This window comes from Tessaracoccus sp., from assembly GCF_016714275.1.
GTDB lineage: Bacteria > Actinomycetota > Actinomycetes > Propionibacteriales > Propionibacteriaceae > Arachnia.
In genome coordinates, this window is the sequence record NZ_JADJNP010000004.1 from 74,236 (window position 1) to 90,742 (window position 16,507).

Genomic DNA, 16,507 nt, shown 5'->3' on the forward strand with positions numbered 1-16,507 from the left:
CAAGTTCAGACAAGCAAATACCGCACGCGGCAGCGAGCGGCAGAATCCGGCAGACAGGTGCCCCCATCTAGGTAGCGACGTCGTCCAGGTAGTCGGTCACTGCACAGGTGATCTCAGCATCCCGAGTCGTTAGCAGTTGAGGGAGGGTCGCGCCCAGCGTGAGCAGGACAGTAGCAACATAGCCGAACGGATCGGGTTCGAGCGGGAGCGTCGCGACCGGGGCGAGGAGGCTCGTGCCGAATGTGATGATGGGAGCGAACCTCGAGTGAGTGGCCCGAGGATCTGGATCGGAGAGGCCCCACTCACGCACGACATGTGCGAGCGATCGCTGCAGACTAGCGACGTCCCCATATTTCCACCAGGCAACGATGCTGCTCGTGACACCAGGGCTGCTCACGTGCGAGTAGCCCCGCTGCCATTCGCTGGTCGTGAGCTCGCCGAGCCGCTCCAGGGAGCCCGCGGGAAGCTCGATCTCGGTTGCCCTGCGGCCGCCGATGGACCACTCCGTATCGCTGAAGTAGATGCCGTCCTTCGTGCTGCTGTGGATGCTGCGATAGTCGGCATGGTGCTGGAAAGCGATCGCTCGGTTGTACCTCTCGGAGAACCAGAACTCGAGTTTCTCCGCGATGTCCCTCCGCCCGTCCCAGAAGCCGAGGCGATCCAAGAAAACGCTCCGCTTGGTCTCCCTGCCCAGGTCCCGCATGAAGGCGGCCTCGGCGTCGTCCTGAGCGAAAGCAGCCGCGAGGTCCGAGACCGGCAGGAATCTATCTGAGAGGTCCGACGCCTCCGACCAGAGCCGACTCTGGTCCCAGGTCGCAGCCGGCAGTACCTTCGCGTCGATGAGTTCGGCCAGTTTGGTCCAACCCTCCGCCAGAGCTTCAAGCTCAGTGTCCTCGGCTCCGGAGTGTGCCAAGCGGGTGAGAATGCCCTCGTCTGAGTACTCCTGCCGTTCCCGGCAGCCGGACCTCGTCATCGCCCGGGACACACCCTCGCCGTTTGAGAGAAACGATGACTGAAATCCCTGGCCGGTCTGGGGCTGATGCATCGCGGCGACCGTTGCGTCCACGGTCGCCGCTCGTGCGCGCAACTCGATCGGAATCGGCCGCTCTGGATCGGTACGCAGCGTCTTCAGTAGTCCGGACGAGGCCAGCCCTAGCAGCAACCTGCCATCGAGCGCCTGCGCATCTGTGACGACGATCCGCTCCGAGAGCAGCGCCTCCAGGCGCAGCTTCCCGAGCGCCGCTCTGAGAACCGGGCTGTCACGGTTCCGGAACTCCGCCAGCCAGTCCGGTCCGCTCATCCCCGCACGCTGCTGGGTGCTGTCGAACTCTGCGAGCAACACCCGGTCGTTCGTACGGGCGACCCTAGGCATCGATGCTTACTCCAGACAGAAGACCGCGGGTAAGGGCACGCAGCAGCGCCGCCAACGTGAAAGAATCGATGATCGCCCCCTCGGCGGCGAGACGCAACACCTCCGAGACTGGCATCCAGCGGGCCGCACCGACCTCTCGATCGGATGGAAGCAACGGGTCTACATCATCGGGCACGACGACCAGGAACAACTCGACGATGGACTCCAGTACACCCGCGTTGGGCGCCACCGCGCCCAGGGTGATCAGGCGCTCCGACCCCACCGCAAGCCCAGTCTCCTCGGCGAGCTCCCGGCACGCAGCCTGCTCAAGGGTCTCGCCGTCGTCTCGGAATCCACGGGGAAGCTCAAGGAGTGTGCGCCCGAGCGGCCTGCGATAGACCTCCACCATGGCGATCTGACTGTCGCGGACAGCCAGGATCACCGCGCCGGGACGACCATCTCGTTCCCGGATCCTGAGGTACCCGGGGTGGGTATCGTCCGCGCCGTCGATGAAGACACTCGCCCAAGGAGGGTGTACAAACACAAGTCTCTCCATATTTCGGAGCATACCGGGGGCAAGGCCCCGGGTGTGTTCAACACTTTCATCGGCGATGCTGAGCAGCGCGATACAGCAACCGTAGGCGGCAACGGCTGCGGTCGCGCGGCCGGGCCGCGCGAGGGAAGGGCCAACTGAGCTCGTGGTGAACCGTCCAGTAGGCTTTTCCTCGTCTCCAGCTCGCCCGGCCAGCACGCCTCTCGGGAAATCGAAGGCGTCGTCCGTCAGACCGCCGCTATCCAGGATCGCGAGGGCCGGGACTGTACGGTCAACGGCGTAACTCGGATCAAGGAGTTACAAGATGAGTACCCCTGTAGACACGGCCGCCCTGGCCTTGAGTGCGATGCCCGAGGAACTGCCTGTGAGCACCCCTTCCCCGCAGCCGGTTGTTGACCGATCGTTGGTTGCGCAGCTCGTCGCTGATGCCCGTGGCAAGGGCTTGTCGATCGATGGCGAGAACGGTCTGCTGGCCGAGCTGACCAAGCTGGTGGTGGAGTCCGCGCTGGACGGCGAGATCACCGACCACCTCGGCTACGACAAGCACGAACGCGGCGCCTCGGCGGATGGAAACGCCCGCAATGGGACGCGGTCGAAGACCGTGGTCAGCAAGGCCGGACCGGTCATCATCGATGTCCCGCGGGATAGGGCCGGCACGTTCACACCCCAGATCGTCGCGAAGCGACAGCGCCGACTCGGCGCGATCGAGGACATCGTGTTGTCGCTATCGGCCCGTGGCATGACCCACGGCGACATCAGTGCACACCTGGCCGATGTGTACGGGTCGGAGGTGTCGAAGACCACGATCTCGACGATCACCGACAAGGTCCTCGACGGCATGACCGCCTGGCAGAACCGCCCCCTGGATCCGGTGTACCCAGTGGTGTTCATCGACGCGATCCATGTGAAGGTCCGCGACGGCCAAGTCGCGAACCGGCCCATCTACGTCGCGCTCGCGGTCACCAGCGAGGGCAACCGCGACATCCTCGGCCTGTGGATCGGCGACGGCGGCGAGGGCGCGAAGTACTGGCTCCAAGTGCTCACCGAGATCAAGAACCGCGGTGTCCAAGACGTGTTGATGCTGGTGTGTGACGGACTCACCGGCCTACCCGACAGCGTGAACACGGTGTGGCCGGCCACCATCGTGCAGACCTGCATCGTGCACCTGATGCGGAACAGCTTCAAGTACGCCGCCCGTCAGGACTGGGACAAGATCAGCCGCAGCCTGAAACCCATCTACCAGGCCGCGACCCTCAGCGAGGCCGAGGACCGGTTCCTCGACTTCCAAGACGCCTGGGGCGCCAAGTATCCGGCGATCGTCAGGTTGTGGGAGAACGCCTGGGCGGAGTTCGTTCCGTTCTTGCAGTTCGACCGCGAGATCCGCCGGATCGTGTGCACCACCAACGCGATCGAGTCCGTGAACGCCAGGATCCGGAAAGCGGTGAAGGCCCGTGGGCACTTCCCGAACGAGCAGGCCGCGCTCAAGTGCGTGTACCTCGCCGTGATGGCGCTCGACCCGACCGGCAAGGGACGGGCCCGGTGGACCCAACGCTGGAAGGGCGCCCTCAACGCCTTCGACATCACCTTCAACGGCCGACTGTCCGCCCACAACCACTAACCATGACTTACACCGAAAACTTGACAGTCCCCGAGGGCCTTCCATGATCATCCGTCTTGTTCGCCGCGTGCTCGGCATTATCGTCGCCGTCGGAGTAGTTCTGGGTGCTACTGGCTGTGAGCTCGTCGTGACTGGCAAGTATCAGCCGCTGGGGCTTCCGATCTCTTTCTCTGTCAATACCCGTGGTGAGTGGGCGGTTGCGGGGGAGTATTCCGTGATCACGCCGATTGGGCGGTTCGAGCTCGAAGCCGCAGTCGAGGACGCGGTTCTGAACGACTCCGATGATGCGCTGTTCCTTACCATTCTGTCCGGACGGGGCAATAGCAGCGAGGATGCGTTTTAGATCGACTTCGCTCGCTACGGGCAGCACATCAACGTCTGGTCCGACGGGCCATCGCGGATGAGAATCGACCTACCTCTGATCGAGATCACCCCCCTCGGGGATACGACCATGATCATCGTGAACGACGTTGACGAGATGCCGGAGGGTATGGAGCCAGCGGCAATCGAGACGGGCAGCGACGACTTCTCGGACGAGCCGGGGGAGGATCTGGCTACGGCAGAGACCCCTCTGCAAGGCGATGGGGTTGACGCCGACGGTGATCTGACGACTGACGCGCCGTCGGATCGTCCGACCGTGGAGGTACGCAGCCTTGCTCCGCCGGTTGGGCTGGAGTCAGACGGCTTAAGCCCCTGGGTGTCTGCCGATATCGAGACGATCACCAATAGAGGTGAGCCCGTGGCCGTCAACGTGGGCGGCGTGGGGTTCACGTCTCACTCGCTTGTGCGGGCTGAGTTGGAGAGGGCCGACGGCGAAGCAGGCTACTTCAGCGACGTTGTGTACGCCGATAATCGCGGGCTGTTCGCGTACGACTTTCAGTGGTTTCCAGAACGCACTGACGATATTTGGGGAAATGACGGCGACTTGGTCCTCCGATTCACGGACATTTCGGGCGCCGTCGTGGAGGCATCCTTCACGGTAGTAAGCGATTCGGAAACGCCACCTGTCAGCACCTGGATCACGTCGGGGAGCTGGCGTCCTCAGGCTACTGGCCTGGCCCGTCTGACGGTCGGGTACGACGGCTCAAGTGATATCTGTGCCGACGGCGGGCTGAGGGTTGGTGTGACAGCCACCGGATTCACGCCAGACAGCACTGCAAACATCGAGTTCACCCCCGCTTCGGACCCGAACTACAACCTGCTCTCGGCAGGGCTGAGCATCAATCCGCACGGCGACCTTCCTGAGTACCAGTCCTACTGGGCTGCAGTTGATTGCGTCCCAGGCGGGGTGGCAACCATCAACATCGCGGTTACCGACGAGGAGGGCGTCCGAGCCGAGCAGGTTCTGGAGCTGGAAGTGCCTGAGTCTTGAGGAGTTCCGGCAGCGGGCCCCCCCGAGGGAGCCGTCGGACAGGGAGGCCGCGAGGAGCCTGCCATCACTGACCGGTCTTCGCGTACGTCGCCTCGGTCGTGGCCTTCATGGGCCGCCACCACGCCTCGTTCGCCTGGTACCACTCGATGGTTGCTGCCAGGCCGGACTCGAAGTCGGCGTAACGCGGACGCCAGCCGAGCTCGTCGCGGAGGCGGGTGGCGTCGATCGCATATCGCAGGTCATGGCCGGCGCGGTCGTCGACGTGGTCGTAGGCGTCGGCCGGCTGCCCCATCAGGGTGAGGATCAGCTCGATGACGGTCTTGTTGTTCTTCTCGCCGTCAGCGCCGATCAGGTAGGTCTCGCCGATCTGGCCGCGGTCGATGATGTCGAGCACGGCGGCGTTGTGGTCGTCGACGTGGATCCAGTCGCGGACGTTCAGCCCGGCTCCGTAGAGGCGGGGACGAACGCCGTCGATCACGTTGGTGATCTGTCGCGGGATGAACTTCTCGACGTGCTGGTACGGCCCGTAGTTGTTCGAGCAGTTGCTGATGGTGGCCTGGACGCCGAAACTCCGCACCCAGGCGCGGACGAGCAGGTCCGAGCCTGCCTTCGACGCGGAGTACGGGCTGGAGGGGTTGTACGGTGTGGTCTCGGTGAACTTGGCCGGGTCGTCGAGCTCAAGATCGCCATAGACCTCGTCGGTGGAGACGTGGTGGTAGCGCTTCTCGTGCTTGCGGATGGCCTCGAGGAGTTCGAACGTACCTACGAGATTCGTCTGGATGAACGGGGACGGGTCGTTCAGCGAGTTGTCGTTGTGGGATTCGGCCGCGAAGTGGACGGTGACGTCGTGCGAGCCGACGAGGTCGTTGACCAGGGCCGAGTCGCAGATCGAGCCCTCAACGAGCCGGAAGCGCGACACCGGTAGCCCGTGTAGCGAGGTCTCGTTGCCTGCGTAGGTGAGTGCGTCGAGGACCGTGACGTTATGGTCGGTGTCCCGGAGAACCTGGCGGACAAAGTTGCTACCGATGAACCCGGCTCCGCCGGTGACGAGTAGCTTCGACATGCCGGGAGTCTATTCTGTTGCTCACTCAGGCAGGCGCGGCGTGCTGCGTCAGCCGATAGACGGTGTCTTTGCGGCCTGACATGGATGTGAGTCTCTCACCCGCGCGCGGGAGAGTCTACGGAAGTTGACGAGGTCCTCGGTGAACGGGGTCATCTCTCACCCGCGCGCGGGAGAGTCTACGGGGCGACGAAGGGTGTTCCCCGTCTGCGGAACCATGCGAGAGCCGGGGCGGTGATCCCATCGTCGAGCGCGGCCCACTGGTTCTGCGCCGCCGGCAGACCGGGCCACGGCTCAATACCTAATGACTCCAGGTTGCGGTGCGCCTGTGGAACCATAGGCGCTCGGGGAGCGTCGAGTCGGCGAAGATTCCAGCGAGAGAGCGTTGGGTCCTCCACTACTTCGTCAGATGCTGTGCCACCGTTCGGCCATCGGGGCATCAAGGCTACAGAGCGATTACCTCGAGATGGCTTTCCATCCCGACGAGGTCCGACGCGTTCAAGGTCAGCAGGGGTAGCCGTCGGGATGCGGCGATGGCCGCGATCATCCGGTCGTTCATGTGTGCCCGAGGGCCGCCCTTGCGTCGGACCACCGCCTGCAGAATGCGGCCAAACTCCACGGCTGCGTGGTCGTCGAAAGGAAGGCCTTCCCCGAAGAGGGAGACGATGTCCTCCAGCGCCGAATACCGGGATACTGCCGACTCTGCGTCGCTGGCGCACGCCACACCGAGGCGGAGCTCCGCGTAGCTCACCGACGACACGTAGAGCCGCTTGTAAGAACCGAGATCAAGCGTCCGCCCCTCCTGCGTGAGGGCGATTAGCACGGATGTGTCCAGCAATGCCGCTGACCTGTCGGTCAGCTCCACGGATCGCTCCATGTCGTGTTCGCGCGGTCCGCAGCCAGCTCTTCCAGCCAGCTGTCGTCACGATGGGTCTTCGTCAGGCGACGCATCAAGTCGGCTCCGGAGATCCCGGGCTCGCCGCGGTGTGGCACGAGATCAGCCACCGGTCGACGGTGACTGGTGATCACGAAGCTTTCGCCTTCGGCAACCGCTTGTAGATACTCGGTGGGGTTCTGGCGCAGCTTGCCCACGGGAACTGTCTGAGTCATACCCATAGAGTACCTCGTGGTAGAAAATTGTCTACAATTGCGCCGACCCGCCGCCGTGTATGGGAAAATCGGACATGCGCGGCATTGCCCTGGCCGGAGGCACCGGCACGAGACGCCCTCCCCGGCGTCGATCGTCGGGGCGCGGGATGTAGGGCGCCATGGAGACGTTCCAGAAGATCGGGAGCAGGCAGGCCATCGCGACAGAGGCGGGCAGCCTCCGGTGGCTGGCCGCCGTCGACGGCGCCGCCGTCGCCAAGCTCCGGAGCGTCAGCACCACCTGGCTCACCACTGCTCTCATGGACCCCGGCATCCCCTCAAGGGAGGACGCCGCCGCGTTTGGCCGAGGCCTCGCGATCACCCATGCCGCCGGCGCCAATTGGTGGGGGCAACCCCCGCCGGGTGTCGCGGCGAAGGACCTGACTCTCGCCAACCTGCCGGCGCCCGCCGTCGACGAACCCCGATGGACCACCTTCGGTGAGTTCTTCGCCGAGGCTCGGACAAGGCCCTACGTCGAGTTCGCCGACTTCCTCCACGACGACCACAGCGAGCTGCTGCACAAGGCATGCGACGTCATCGGCTCCGGACGATTCGACGCGCCGCAGCCCGCGCGCTGCCCGGAAGTCGCGCGCGTCCACGGCGACCTATGGGGCGGCAACGTGGTGTGGGCCAGCCAGGGCAACCACACCGTCGGCACCATGATCGACGCCTGCGCCCACGGCGGCCATGCCGAAACAGACCTGGCAGACCTGGCGCTGTTCGGGTCGCCCCATCTCGACGCCACCATCGCCGGCTACGTCGACGTCAGCCCCCTCGCCGACGGCTGGCGCGAACGCGTCCCCGTCCACCAATTCCACAAGCTCCTCGTCCACGTGGTGCTCTTCCAGGGGTCGTACATCCCGAGGGCCTTGGATATTGCCGCATGGCTGGTGCGGTGATGAGAGCCCGCGTTCGGAGGTTGGCCGGTGTGCTGAGATGGTCCCATGACGACAACTGTTGACTTCTGGTTCGACCCCACCTGCCCGTGGGCATGGATGACCTCCCGCTGGATGCTAGAGGTCGAGAAGGTCCGCGACGTGAAGACCGTCTTCCACGTGATGAGCCTCTCGGTGCTCAACGACGGGCGCGACCTGCCGGAGAACTACCTCGAAATCATGAAGCAGGCGTGGCTGCCCGCGCGCGCCGCTCTGCTTGTGGAGCAGCGACACGGCTCTGACAAGCTGCGCGAGTTCTACACCGAGATCGGCACGCGGTTCCACCTGGGCGAGGAGCCGAAGACACCCGAGGTCGTGCGCGCCGCGCTCGCCGCCGTCGGCGCCGACGAGGACATCGCCGACCTCGCCCAAACCGACCAATTCGACGACGATCTCCGCCGCTCGCACCACGAGGGCATGGACCCGGTGGGCGACGAGGTGGGCACTCCCGTGCTGCGCATCAACGGCATGAGCCTCTTCGGCCCGGTCATCTCCCCGGCCCCGAAGGGCGAAGAGGCCGGCAACCTCTTCGACGGCGTCGAGAAGGTCACCGCTTACCCCGGCTTCTTCGAGCTCAAGCGCACCCGCACCGTCGGCCCGATCTTCGACTGACAAACTCGTTCCTTGAGCCGGGCAACGGCGACGAAGGAGCCACCGACCGTGTCGAAGGTCCCGCCTTCCGCAGGTACCTGCCCACGGTTGCGGACCTTTCGACACGGGCCCGGCGCTTCGCGCGGGGGCCCGGCTCAAGGAACGATGGTGGTGCTTCGCGTGGGGGCCTGGCTCAAGGAACGATGGTTGTGCTTCGCGCGGGGGCCTGGCTCAACGAGCGATGGTGGTGCTTCGCGCGGGGGCCCGGCTCAAGGAACGATGGTGGTGCTTCGCGCGGGGGCCCGGCTCAACGAGCGATGGCGGCGCCTCGCGCGGGACCGGCGCAACCGGCGCTCAAGCGGCGGCGGCGGCGCGGAGGAACGCGCGCCAGCCGTCGGGCTCCGAGAGCGGGGCCTTGATACCCACGTCGCGCTGAATGTCGCGCACGGTGTCCTTCGTCGCCGCGTCGTACGCTGCCGTGTCCGGGCATTTCCGCCCGAACACGTGCCGCGCCACGTTCTGAACCACCAGGCATTGGGCGCGTGAGTTCTTGTCGAATGTCGGCTCCTCGCCCTCGCTGACCGCGTCATCGACATGGATGTGGTTGCGATGCAGCTCGTTGTACGCCAACGTCAACGTGTACGTGAAATGCGAAGACAACGACGCAGCAAGGCGCCAGTATGACCGCAGACGGTTGGCGTCGTCCCCCCACAGATCACCGCGACACGACACCTTGCCGTCCTTATGCGTGACCACGCCGAAGTCGAACGCGCGACCCGCAGCATGCATCGACGGGCACTTGTCGACATAGGCGCCGTACGTGGAGATCCCGGTGATCTTGCCCAGGCCGGAAAGGCCAGCCCAGTCGTCGGCCCAGTCATCGAGGAGATCGACGAAGCGCGGGTCGGCGCGGAACGACTGCTTCTTGCCCGTCGGCTCGTAGCTCAACGGTGCGCCGTCGATGCTCTTGAACGTGACCAACTCCGCCGGCGTCCGACACTCGGGTTGCGGCCCGGGGTCCTCGAACCCTGAACTACCGCCGTCGAGGAGACCGCAGCCGGCAAGGGGGAGAGCCGCGGCGCCGAGGAGGAAGGTGCGCCTGTGAATCATGACATTCACGCTACCGACCACGCCGAACGCTCCACCACGTCCTGAGGTCCAGTCGTGCTCCTACCAAGTGTCAGGGTTTCATCGTTCCAAGGGGTCGGGTCCACTGCCGCGTCCCCCTGCGCGCGTTTCGGACCTTTCGACTCTCGGGCTGCGGCTCCTTCGTCGCCGTGGCCCGGCTCAAGGAACGGTGAGGCCCGGCTCATTGGTTTCGACACGCCGACGAAGGTCGAGAGCAATCGAGCTTGCTCGATTGCCGAGGCCAAGGAAGGCATTGCAGCGCGAAGCGCGATCGCCGGCGACGAGCCGCTCGACTTCGACACCGTCTGGGCGAGGTACGACGCCATGCTCACGGGCGCTCGTTCCTCGCGGCCCGGCTCAACCAGCGGTGGCGAGGGCGTCGCGGAGGACGTCGAGGCCGACCGAACCCAGGTCGAGCGCGCGACGGTGGAAGTCCTTGAGCTCGAACGCACCGCCTTCGCGGCGCGCTGCGTCGCCGCGCGCCCGCTCCCACAGCCTCTGGCCGATCTTGTACGACGGCGCCTGCCCCGGCCACCCGAGATAGCGGTCCAGCTCGAAGCGGACGAACCCCTCGGCCATGTTCACGTTCGCCTTCAGGAACGGCCACGCCTTCTCGGCATCCCAGGTGCCACCGCCCCAGACGTCGGGGCACTTCTTGCCCAAATGCACGCCGATGTCGAGGACGACGCGCGCCGCACGCAAGCGCTGAGAGTCGAGCATGCCCAGACGGTCGCCCGGGTCGTCCAGGAAGCCCAAGTCGGCCATCAGCCGCTCCGCATACAGCGCCCACCCCTCACCGTGACCCGAGACCCAACACAGGAGAGACCGCCAGCGGTTGAGTTCCCTGGCGCGGTAGACCGCTTGGCCGATCTGCAGATGATGCCCGGGAACGCCCTCGTGGTAGACGGTGGTGAGCTCGCGCCAGGTGCTGAACTCCGTCACGCCCGGCGGCACCGACCACCACATGCGGCCGGGACGTGAGAAGTCCGCCGTCGGGCCGGTGTAGTAGATGCCACCGTCCTGCGTCGGCGCGATGCAGCACTCGAGCGCGCGCAACTGCTCCGGGATGTCGAAATGGACACCGGCGAGGGCCCCGACGGCGGCGTCGGACGTCTCCTGCATCCAGCGCTGCAAGGCATCCGTGCCGTGCAGCTGACGGGCGGGGTCGGCATCGAGGCGGGCCATGGCCTCCTCCGGCGACGTGCCCGGTCCGTACAGCTCAGCCGCGACCGCCTCCTGTTCCGCGACGATGCCCGCCAACTCCTCGAGGCCCCACTCGTAGGTCTCGTCGAGATCGACCGTTGCGCCCAGGAACCGGCGCGAGAAGCGCTGATACCGCTCGCGGCCGACGCCGTCGGCCTCCCCGGCGCGGTCCGCGAACCCGCGCAGGCCCTCCGCAAGGCGACCGTACGCCGCGGCGGCCTCGTGAGCATTAGCGGTCAACTCCCCGCGCAGGGCTTCGGGCGCTGCCGCGGAGGTGGCGACCTCGGTGAAGAACGAGCCGTCGCCGGCCTGCTCCTCCGCCTGCGCCACCCCGATCCCCATCTGCCGCTTGGCAGGGAACGGCAGGTCCGGGCGCTCCGCCGCGTAGCGGATCGACTCCAGATACCCCTCGACGGCAGCGGGCACAGCACCGAGCCGCGCGGCGATCGTCGCCCAGTCGTCCTCCGTCGATGTGGGCATGAGGTCGAAGATCGCGCGGATCGACTGGATCGGCGACGCGATGTTGTTGACATCCGCGTAGTCCTCCCCGGCCTCGTGTAGCTCGAGCTGCAGCCCCAGGCGCTCGCGCATCGCCGCCTTCGTCACCGCGTCGTTCGCCCCGACGACCTCCGCCGCCTCAACCAGCCGCAGCGCCTCCCGCGCCGCCTCGGCCTGGGCCGCATGCCCGGCGGGGGAGAAGTCGTCGAGCGCGCGGTGGTCGCCGTCGGCGCCGATGTCGGTCGCCGTCATGGGGGAGAGGCGCACCACCGTGTCGACGTAGGCGTCGGCGATGCGGTCGAGTTCGGTCTTTGCCATGTCCGTGAGGCTACCCCGTTGCATCACGGCGAAGCGTGCACATGGCTCATGGCGAACCTCACCAGGAAGATGGAGGACCGGCTCAGCGTGTACGTCAGAGTCAGATAGGTGACTCCGACGTACACGCTGTCCGGTGTTAGCATTGCCGACGGCGACCCGCCCCCGACGACGGTTCAGTACCGGGCACGAACGACTGGCCACCCCACTCGACTGGGGTTTCGGATGACTCGCGGGAAGGGCGAATCATGGACTGGGTGATACTCATCGGTGCCGGCGTGATGGAGGCGGTGTGGGCCACGGCGCTCGGCCGCTCCGATGGACTGAAGAAACCGCTTCCGACCGCGGTGTTCGTCGTCGCGTCGATCCTCAGCCTCGGCGGGCTCGGAATCGCGCTCGCGACGCTGCCGACAGGATCGGCCTACGCCGTGTGGACGGCGACCGGCGCGTCGTTGACCGTGCTCTGGGCGATGCTGACGAAGGCCGAGCCGGCGAGCATAGCCAAGGTGCTGCTGTTGCTGGGGATCGTGGTCAGCGTCGTCGGGCTGAAGGTGTTCTCATGAGCGGCGCCACCGGAGGCGGGGCCGCCGCGGCCGCGCCGGGCAGGAACGCCCTGAGCGCGCGCCGGGCCTGGCCGATCCTGCTCGCCAGCGCGTTCCTCGAGGCGGTCTGGGCGAACGCGCTGTCGGCCAGCGCGGGATTCACCCTGCTCGCGCCCAGCGTGCTCTTCCTCATCACCGTCATCGCGTCGACCGTCGGACTGGGCATCGCCATGCGCCACATCCCGACCGGAACCGCCTACGCGGTGTGGACGAGCGTCGGCACAGTGCTGACCGTCGCCTACTCCGTCGTTGCCGGCCACGAGTCGATCAGCTGGCTCAAAGCCCTTTTCCTGGCGTGCATTGTGGGTTGCGTTGTTGGACTGAAGCGCCTTGATTCGCACGCCCACTGAGATCCACCAGTTCATTGGTTTCGACACGGACCCGGCGCTTCGCGCGGGGGTCCGGCTCAACCAGCGGGGGTCGGCTCGACCAGCGGGGGTCGGCTCGACCAGCGGGGGTCGGCTCGACCAGCGGGGGTCGGCTCGACCAGCGAGGGTCGGCTCGACCAGCGAGGGTCGGCTCGACCAGCGAGGGTCGGCTCAACCAGCGGTGGGCTACCCGAATAGCTTGACGATCAGCGGGGCAGCGGTGGTGCCGCCGGAATCGCCGACCTCCACGAACGCCGACACCGCGTAGTCCTCGTTGTACGCGATCATCCACGCGTGGGTCTTGAGCTTCCCCGTCTTGCCCCACTGCGCCGTACCGGTCTTCGCGCCCGTCATCACGCCCTGCAGCGGACGGCCCGTGCCGGAGTCCACCGTCGCCTTCATCAACGTCTGGAGCTGGGACGCCTCCGACTCGCTCAGCGACGCCGTCGCCTTCGCCTCGTGGCCCTTCACGAGCCACGGAATCGTCGTCTGGCCCGATCCGACCGAGGCGGCGACCGCCGTCATGCCCAACGGCGACATCGTCACCTGGCCCTGCCCGATCTTCGACGCCGCCAAGTCGATCACGTTGCCCGGCGCCACCGTGCCGAAGTACGACGTGAACCCCGCGTCGTAGTCGGTCCCGACGCCGAGGGAGGCCGCGGCGTCGGCCAGCTGGGCGCCGTCGACGTCGGAGCCCGCGAACGCCGTGTTGCACGAGTACTTGAACGCGTCGATCAGCGGGATCGACCCCAGCGACGAAGACGGATACCCCGAGTAGTTGCCGATGGTGTGCGTGCTGACCTTCAGCGTCGCGGGGCACTTCACCGTCGACGATGGCGTGAGCCCACCGCGCAGCATCGCGAGCGCCGTGACCGCCTTGAACGTCGACCCGGGCGCGTACTTCCCGAACGTCGCATACGGGAACGTCCCGCCCGACGGCGACTGCGCGGCCGCCAGCACCCCACCTGTCTTCAGGTCGAGGACGACGAGCGTCGCCAGGCCCTTCTGCTTCGAAAGGACCTTCTCCGCCTTCGCCTGCAGCGCCCGGTCAAGGCTGGTGTCGATCGCCGTCGACACCGACGCCTGCTGCTCGAAGAGCGTCTGCTCCTGGAACGTCGGGTCGTTCTGGCCGTCGACCCTGCGGCCCACCTGATCGACCTGCACCAGCGGAACGCCGCGCAACTCCTGGTCGTAGCGCAGCTGAAGGCCCGTCAACCCCACCCGGTCCTGAGCCGACAACGTGCCGTCGGACTTCTCGATCATCTCCTTCGTCGGCGCCCCGACGGTGCCCAGCAGCGACGCCGCGAGCCCCGTCTCCCCGACGACCCCCGTGACCTCGCGGACCAGCGTGCCCGGGACGTCCCCGACGGCGCCCGGGATGTCCGCCTGGTCGAGCGTCGCGGCAATGACGAACGCCTTCGGGCCGTTCGCCTCGACCTTCTTCACGTACGCCTTCTCGTCGATCTTCAGCGCCTTGGCAAGGGCTTTCGCCGCCGAGGCCCACTCCGCCTCCTTGATGGTGGACTTGTCCAAGCCCACCTCGTACAGCGTGCCCTCCTCGACGATCGCCAGCCCGGCGTTGTCATTGATGGCGCCGCGCCGCGCCTCCTTGTGGGTGTGGCGGAGGCGCGAGTCGCTGGTGAGCTTGGGGTGGATGACGGTGGGAGCCCAGTCGAGCCGCCACGTGTCGACCCAGTTGAATCGCGCCTCCGTCTCGTACTTCCAGCCGTGCTCGCCCAAGTCGTAGGAGAAGGCGAGCTTCGCGACGGCGATGTCACCCTCGCCATAGGAGAGCGCACCCTTCGCGACCGTGGGGTAGATGCCGTCCATACCCGCGAAGATCGTCTCGAACTCCTTCTGCGCGTCCGACGCCGCACGCACCATCTTCAGCCCGCCGACATCGTGCTTGTTGAGCGCGGCGACGAGTTCCTCGACGGCGGCGTCGGCCGGCGGCAGATCCCGCGGGGGAGTCGTCGGCGCAGTCGGAGCCGGGTCCGGCCCCTTCTCGCCAGGGGCGCACCCAGCCAACAGCACCAGGCCAGCCATCACCCCAGCCAGCAGTCTCCGCATCGGCTCACTCCCTGTCGTTCGCTTCTGGTTCAGCTTATTGGTTTCGACACGACGGCTCGCTGGCGCTCGCGCGTCGGCTCAACCAGCGGTCGTCTCGCCTTCCGCTCAACCAGCGGTCGTCTCGCCTTCCGCTCAACCAACGGTCGTCTCGCCTTCCGCTCAACCAGCGGTCGTCTCGCCTTCCGCTCAACCAGCGGGTAGCCCAGGCTACAAGGGCTGGCGAACATATATCTGCGTGGGCTCGCTCAGCTGTGCGCCCATTACACAGCTCGAGCAGCCCACGCTGATTTGTGCGTGGGAGGCTGTGCGTGACGAGCGATAGAAGGGGCGTGACAGCCCGGGCGCAGACGTTACAAGTGCGTTCCGACATGGCAGACGGCTTCTGGTTCTGTGGAACCGTCGCGTAAAGTGACGCCAGTCATCGACGTTGGCCCTGAAGGGTACCGGTGGCAGAAACCCGTTTTCTCGCCTGCACCAGGAGCGTCCCTGTGACCACCACCAACATGCCCCTCTGGGTCTGGGCCATCACGCTTGTCGTGATCGGCGGACTCCTCGCATTCGACTTCTTCTTCCACGTCCGCAAGGCGCACGAGCCGTCGCTGAAGGAGGCCGCGTGGTGGTCCGCCTTCTACGTCGGCGTCGCCGTCGTGTTCGGCATCGTGCTGTGGTCCATCGGCGACCACCACCTCGGCATCGAGTACTTCAGCGGCTATCTGCTGGAGAAGGCCCTGAGCGTCGACAACCTCTTCGTCTTCCTCGTCATCATGTCCAGCTTCGCCGTGCCGCGGAAGGACCAGCAGAAGGTGCTGCTGTTCGGCATCGTGTTCGCGCTCATCGCCCGCAGCCTCTTCATCTTCCTGGGCATGGCGATCATCGACAACTTCACCTGGGCGTTCTACGTCTTCGGCCTGATCCTCCTGATCACCGCAGGCAAGCTCCTCGCCCCCGAGAAGGAAGGCGAGGACGAGGCGAACAACGTCATGATCCGCCTCGCCAAGCGCTTCCTCCGCACCACCGACCACTACGACGGCGACAAGCTCGTCACCATCGAGAACGGCCGCAAGGTCCTCACCCCGATGCTGCTCGTCATGGTCGCCATCGGCGGCACCGACCTGCTGTTCGCCCTCGACTCGATCCCCGCGATCTACGCCGTCACCACCAACGTCTACATCGTGTTCTGCGCGACGGCGTTCTCGCTGATGGGTCTCCGCCAGCTGTACTTCCTGATCGACGGCCTCCTCGACCGCCTCGTCTACCTCAAGTACGGCCTGGCCATCATCCTCGGCTTCATCGGCGTCAAGCTCGTCCTCGAGGCCCTGCACACCAACCGTGTCGGCTTCATCAACGATGGCCAGCCCGTCCACGTCTTCACCTTTGACCCCGTGCACTCGCTGCTCATCATCGTCATCGTGCTGGCCATCACCGTCATCGCGTCGCTCGTCTCGCCCAAGGGGCAGATCCTCTCCGCCGTGCGCAGCGTCGACCGCCTCGCCCACGGATACCTGCACACCGAGTACCACGGCGACGACGAGGAGCGCGAGGCGAACTACCAGAAGATGCTCGCCGCCGTCGCCAAGCTCGACAAGTTCAACGGCCGACGCGCCCAGGTCGACCACATGTTGGAGGAGAGCGGCGCCGCCTACGCCCTGCAGAAGGCCCAGCGCCTGCACGCCGAAATAACGGGGTCCTGATCACCA

Annotated in this window: 16 protein-coding genes; 8 read left to right on the forward strand and 8 right to left on the reverse strand. The window is 66.2% G+C overall.

The window, feature by feature from the left end:
- Positions 1-67: 67 nt before the first annotated feature.
- Both IPJ61_RS14590 and IPJ61_RS14595 read right to left on the reverse strand, forming a co-directional pair.
- Complete coding sequence (locus IPJ61_RS14590; RefSeq protein WP_297109010.1) at positions 68-1,300, reverse strand: hypothetical protein; 1,233 nt, start codon at positions 1,298-1,300, stop codon at positions 68-70.
- 64 nt (positions 1,301-1,364) lie between these two features.
- The gene (locus IPJ61_RS14595; protein WP_297109035.1) at positions 1,365-1,907 is read right to left on the reverse strand and encodes an NUDIX hydrolase; all 543 of its coding nucleotides are present in this window, start codon (positions 1,905-1,907) and stop codon (positions 1,365-1,367) included.
- Positions 1,908-2,250: 343 nt separating this feature from the next.
- Here IPJ61_RS14595 and IPJ61_RS14600 point away from each other — a divergent pair, with 343 nt between their 5' ends.
- The 3 genes from IPJ61_RS14600 (at position 2,251) to IPJ61_RS14610 (ending at position 4,894) form a co-directional block, all read left to right on the forward strand.
- Positions 2,251-3,522, forward strand: coding sequence for an IS256 family transposase (locus tag IPJ61_RS14600; protein WP_459251309.1), 1,272 nt, complete (start codon positions 2,251-2,253; stop codon positions 3,520-3,522).
- Positions 3,523-3,565: 43 nt separating this feature from the next.
- Positions 3,566-3,865, forward strand: a complete 300-nt coding sequence (locus IPJ61_RS14605; RefSeq protein ID WP_297109041.1) for a hypothetical protein — start codon at positions 3,566-3,568, stop codon at positions 3,863-3,865.
- A 108-nt stretch (positions 3,866-3,973) separates the two neighbouring features.
- Positions 3,974-4,894 carry a hypothetical protein gene (locus tag IPJ61_RS14610; protein ID WP_297109044.1) on the forward strand — a complete coding sequence of 307 codons (921 nt, stop codon included), beginning with the start codon at positions 3,974-3,976 and terminating at the stop codon, positions 4,892-4,894.
- Between the two features lie 64 nt (positions 4,895-4,958).
- Here the strand turns inward: IPJ61_RS14610 and rfbB are convergent, their stop codons facing one another.
- The 3 genes from rfbB to IPJ61_RS14625 all read right to left on the reverse strand — a co-directional run bounded on the left by rfbB (position 4,959) and on the right by IPJ61_RS14625 (position 7,046).
- Entirely contained in the window at positions 4,959-5,957 is a 999-nt protein-coding gene (gene rfbB / locus IPJ61_RS14615; RefSeq protein ID WP_297109047.1) for a dTDP-glucose 4,6-dehydratase, read from the reverse strand.
- 442 nt (positions 5,958-6,399) lie between these two features.
- A complete protein-coding gene (locus tag IPJ61_RS14620; RefSeq protein WP_297109050.1) occupies positions 6,400-6,819 on the reverse strand; it encodes a PIN domain-containing protein in 420 nt (139 codons plus the stop codon).
- Positions 6,810-7,046, reverse strand: coding sequence for a type II toxin-antitoxin system Phd/YefM family antitoxin (locus tag IPJ61_RS14625; RefSeq protein WP_297109053.1), 237 nt, complete (start codon positions 7,044-7,046; stop codon positions 6,810-6,812). Before IPJ61_RS14625 ends, IPJ61_RS14620 begins: the two co-directional genes overlap by 10 nt.
- Before the next feature lie 176 nt (positions 7,047-7,222).
- Here IPJ61_RS14625 and IPJ61_RS14630 point away from each other — a divergent pair, with 176 nt between their 5' ends.
- Together IPJ61_RS14630 and IPJ61_RS14635 are read left to right on the forward strand one after the other, a co-directional pair.
- Positions 7,223-7,999, forward strand: a complete 777-nt coding sequence (locus tag IPJ61_RS14630; protein WP_297109056.1) for a fructosamine kinase family protein — start codon at positions 7,223-7,225, stop codon at positions 7,997-7,999.
- Between the two features lie 45 nt (positions 8,000-8,044).
- On the forward strand, positions 8,045-8,647 hold the full coding sequence (locus tag IPJ61_RS14635) for a mycothiol-dependent nitroreductase Rv2466c family protein (protein WP_297109058.1): 603 nt from the start codon (positions 8,045-8,047) through the stop codon (positions 8,645-8,647).
- Between the two features lie 333 nt (positions 8,648-8,980).
- On the opposite strand, the gene IPJ61_RS14640 is transcribed toward IPJ61_RS14635, so the two are convergent.
- Entirely contained in the window at positions 8,981-9,736 is a 756-nt protein-coding gene (locus IPJ61_RS14640) for an extensin family protein (protein WP_297109061.1), read from the reverse strand.
- Between the two features lie 375 nt (positions 9,737-10,111).
- A complete protein-coding gene (locus tag IPJ61_RS14645) occupies positions 10,112-11,773 on the reverse strand; it encodes a DUF885 domain-containing protein (protein WP_297109064.1) in 1,662 nt (553 codons plus the stop codon).
- Between the two features lie 245 nt (positions 11,774-12,018).
- On the opposite strand from IPJ61_RS14645, the gene IPJ61_RS14650 reads away from it, so the two are divergent.
- Positions 12,019-12,333 carry a DMT family transporter gene (locus tag IPJ61_RS14650; protein WP_297109067.1) on the forward strand — a complete coding sequence of 105 codons (315 nt, stop codon included), beginning with the start codon at positions 12,019-12,021 and terminating at the stop codon, positions 12,331-12,333.
- Positions 12,330-12,722 carry a DMT family transporter gene (locus IPJ61_RS14655; protein ID WP_297109070.1) on the forward strand — a complete coding sequence of 131 codons (393 nt, stop codon included), beginning with the start codon at positions 12,330-12,332 and terminating at the stop codon, positions 12,720-12,722. Before IPJ61_RS14650 ends, IPJ61_RS14655 begins: the two co-directional genes overlap by 4 nt.
- 204 nt (positions 12,723-12,926) lie before the next feature.
- Here the strand turns inward: IPJ61_RS14655 and IPJ61_RS14660 are convergent, their stop codons facing one another.
- Entirely contained in the window at positions 12,927-14,810 is a 1,884-nt protein-coding gene (locus IPJ61_RS14660) for a penicillin-binding transpeptidase domain-containing protein (protein WP_297109073.1), read from the reverse strand.
- Between the two features lie 488 nt (positions 14,811-15,298).
- Between IPJ61_RS14660 and IPJ61_RS14665 the strand changes: the two genes are divergently transcribed.
- Positions 15,299-16,501 carry a TerC family protein gene (locus IPJ61_RS14665; protein WP_297109076.1) on the forward strand — a complete coding sequence of 401 codons (1,203 nt, stop codon included), beginning with the start codon at positions 15,299-15,301 and terminating at the stop codon, positions 16,499-16,501.
- Positions 16,502-16,507 lie beyond the last annotated feature (6 nt).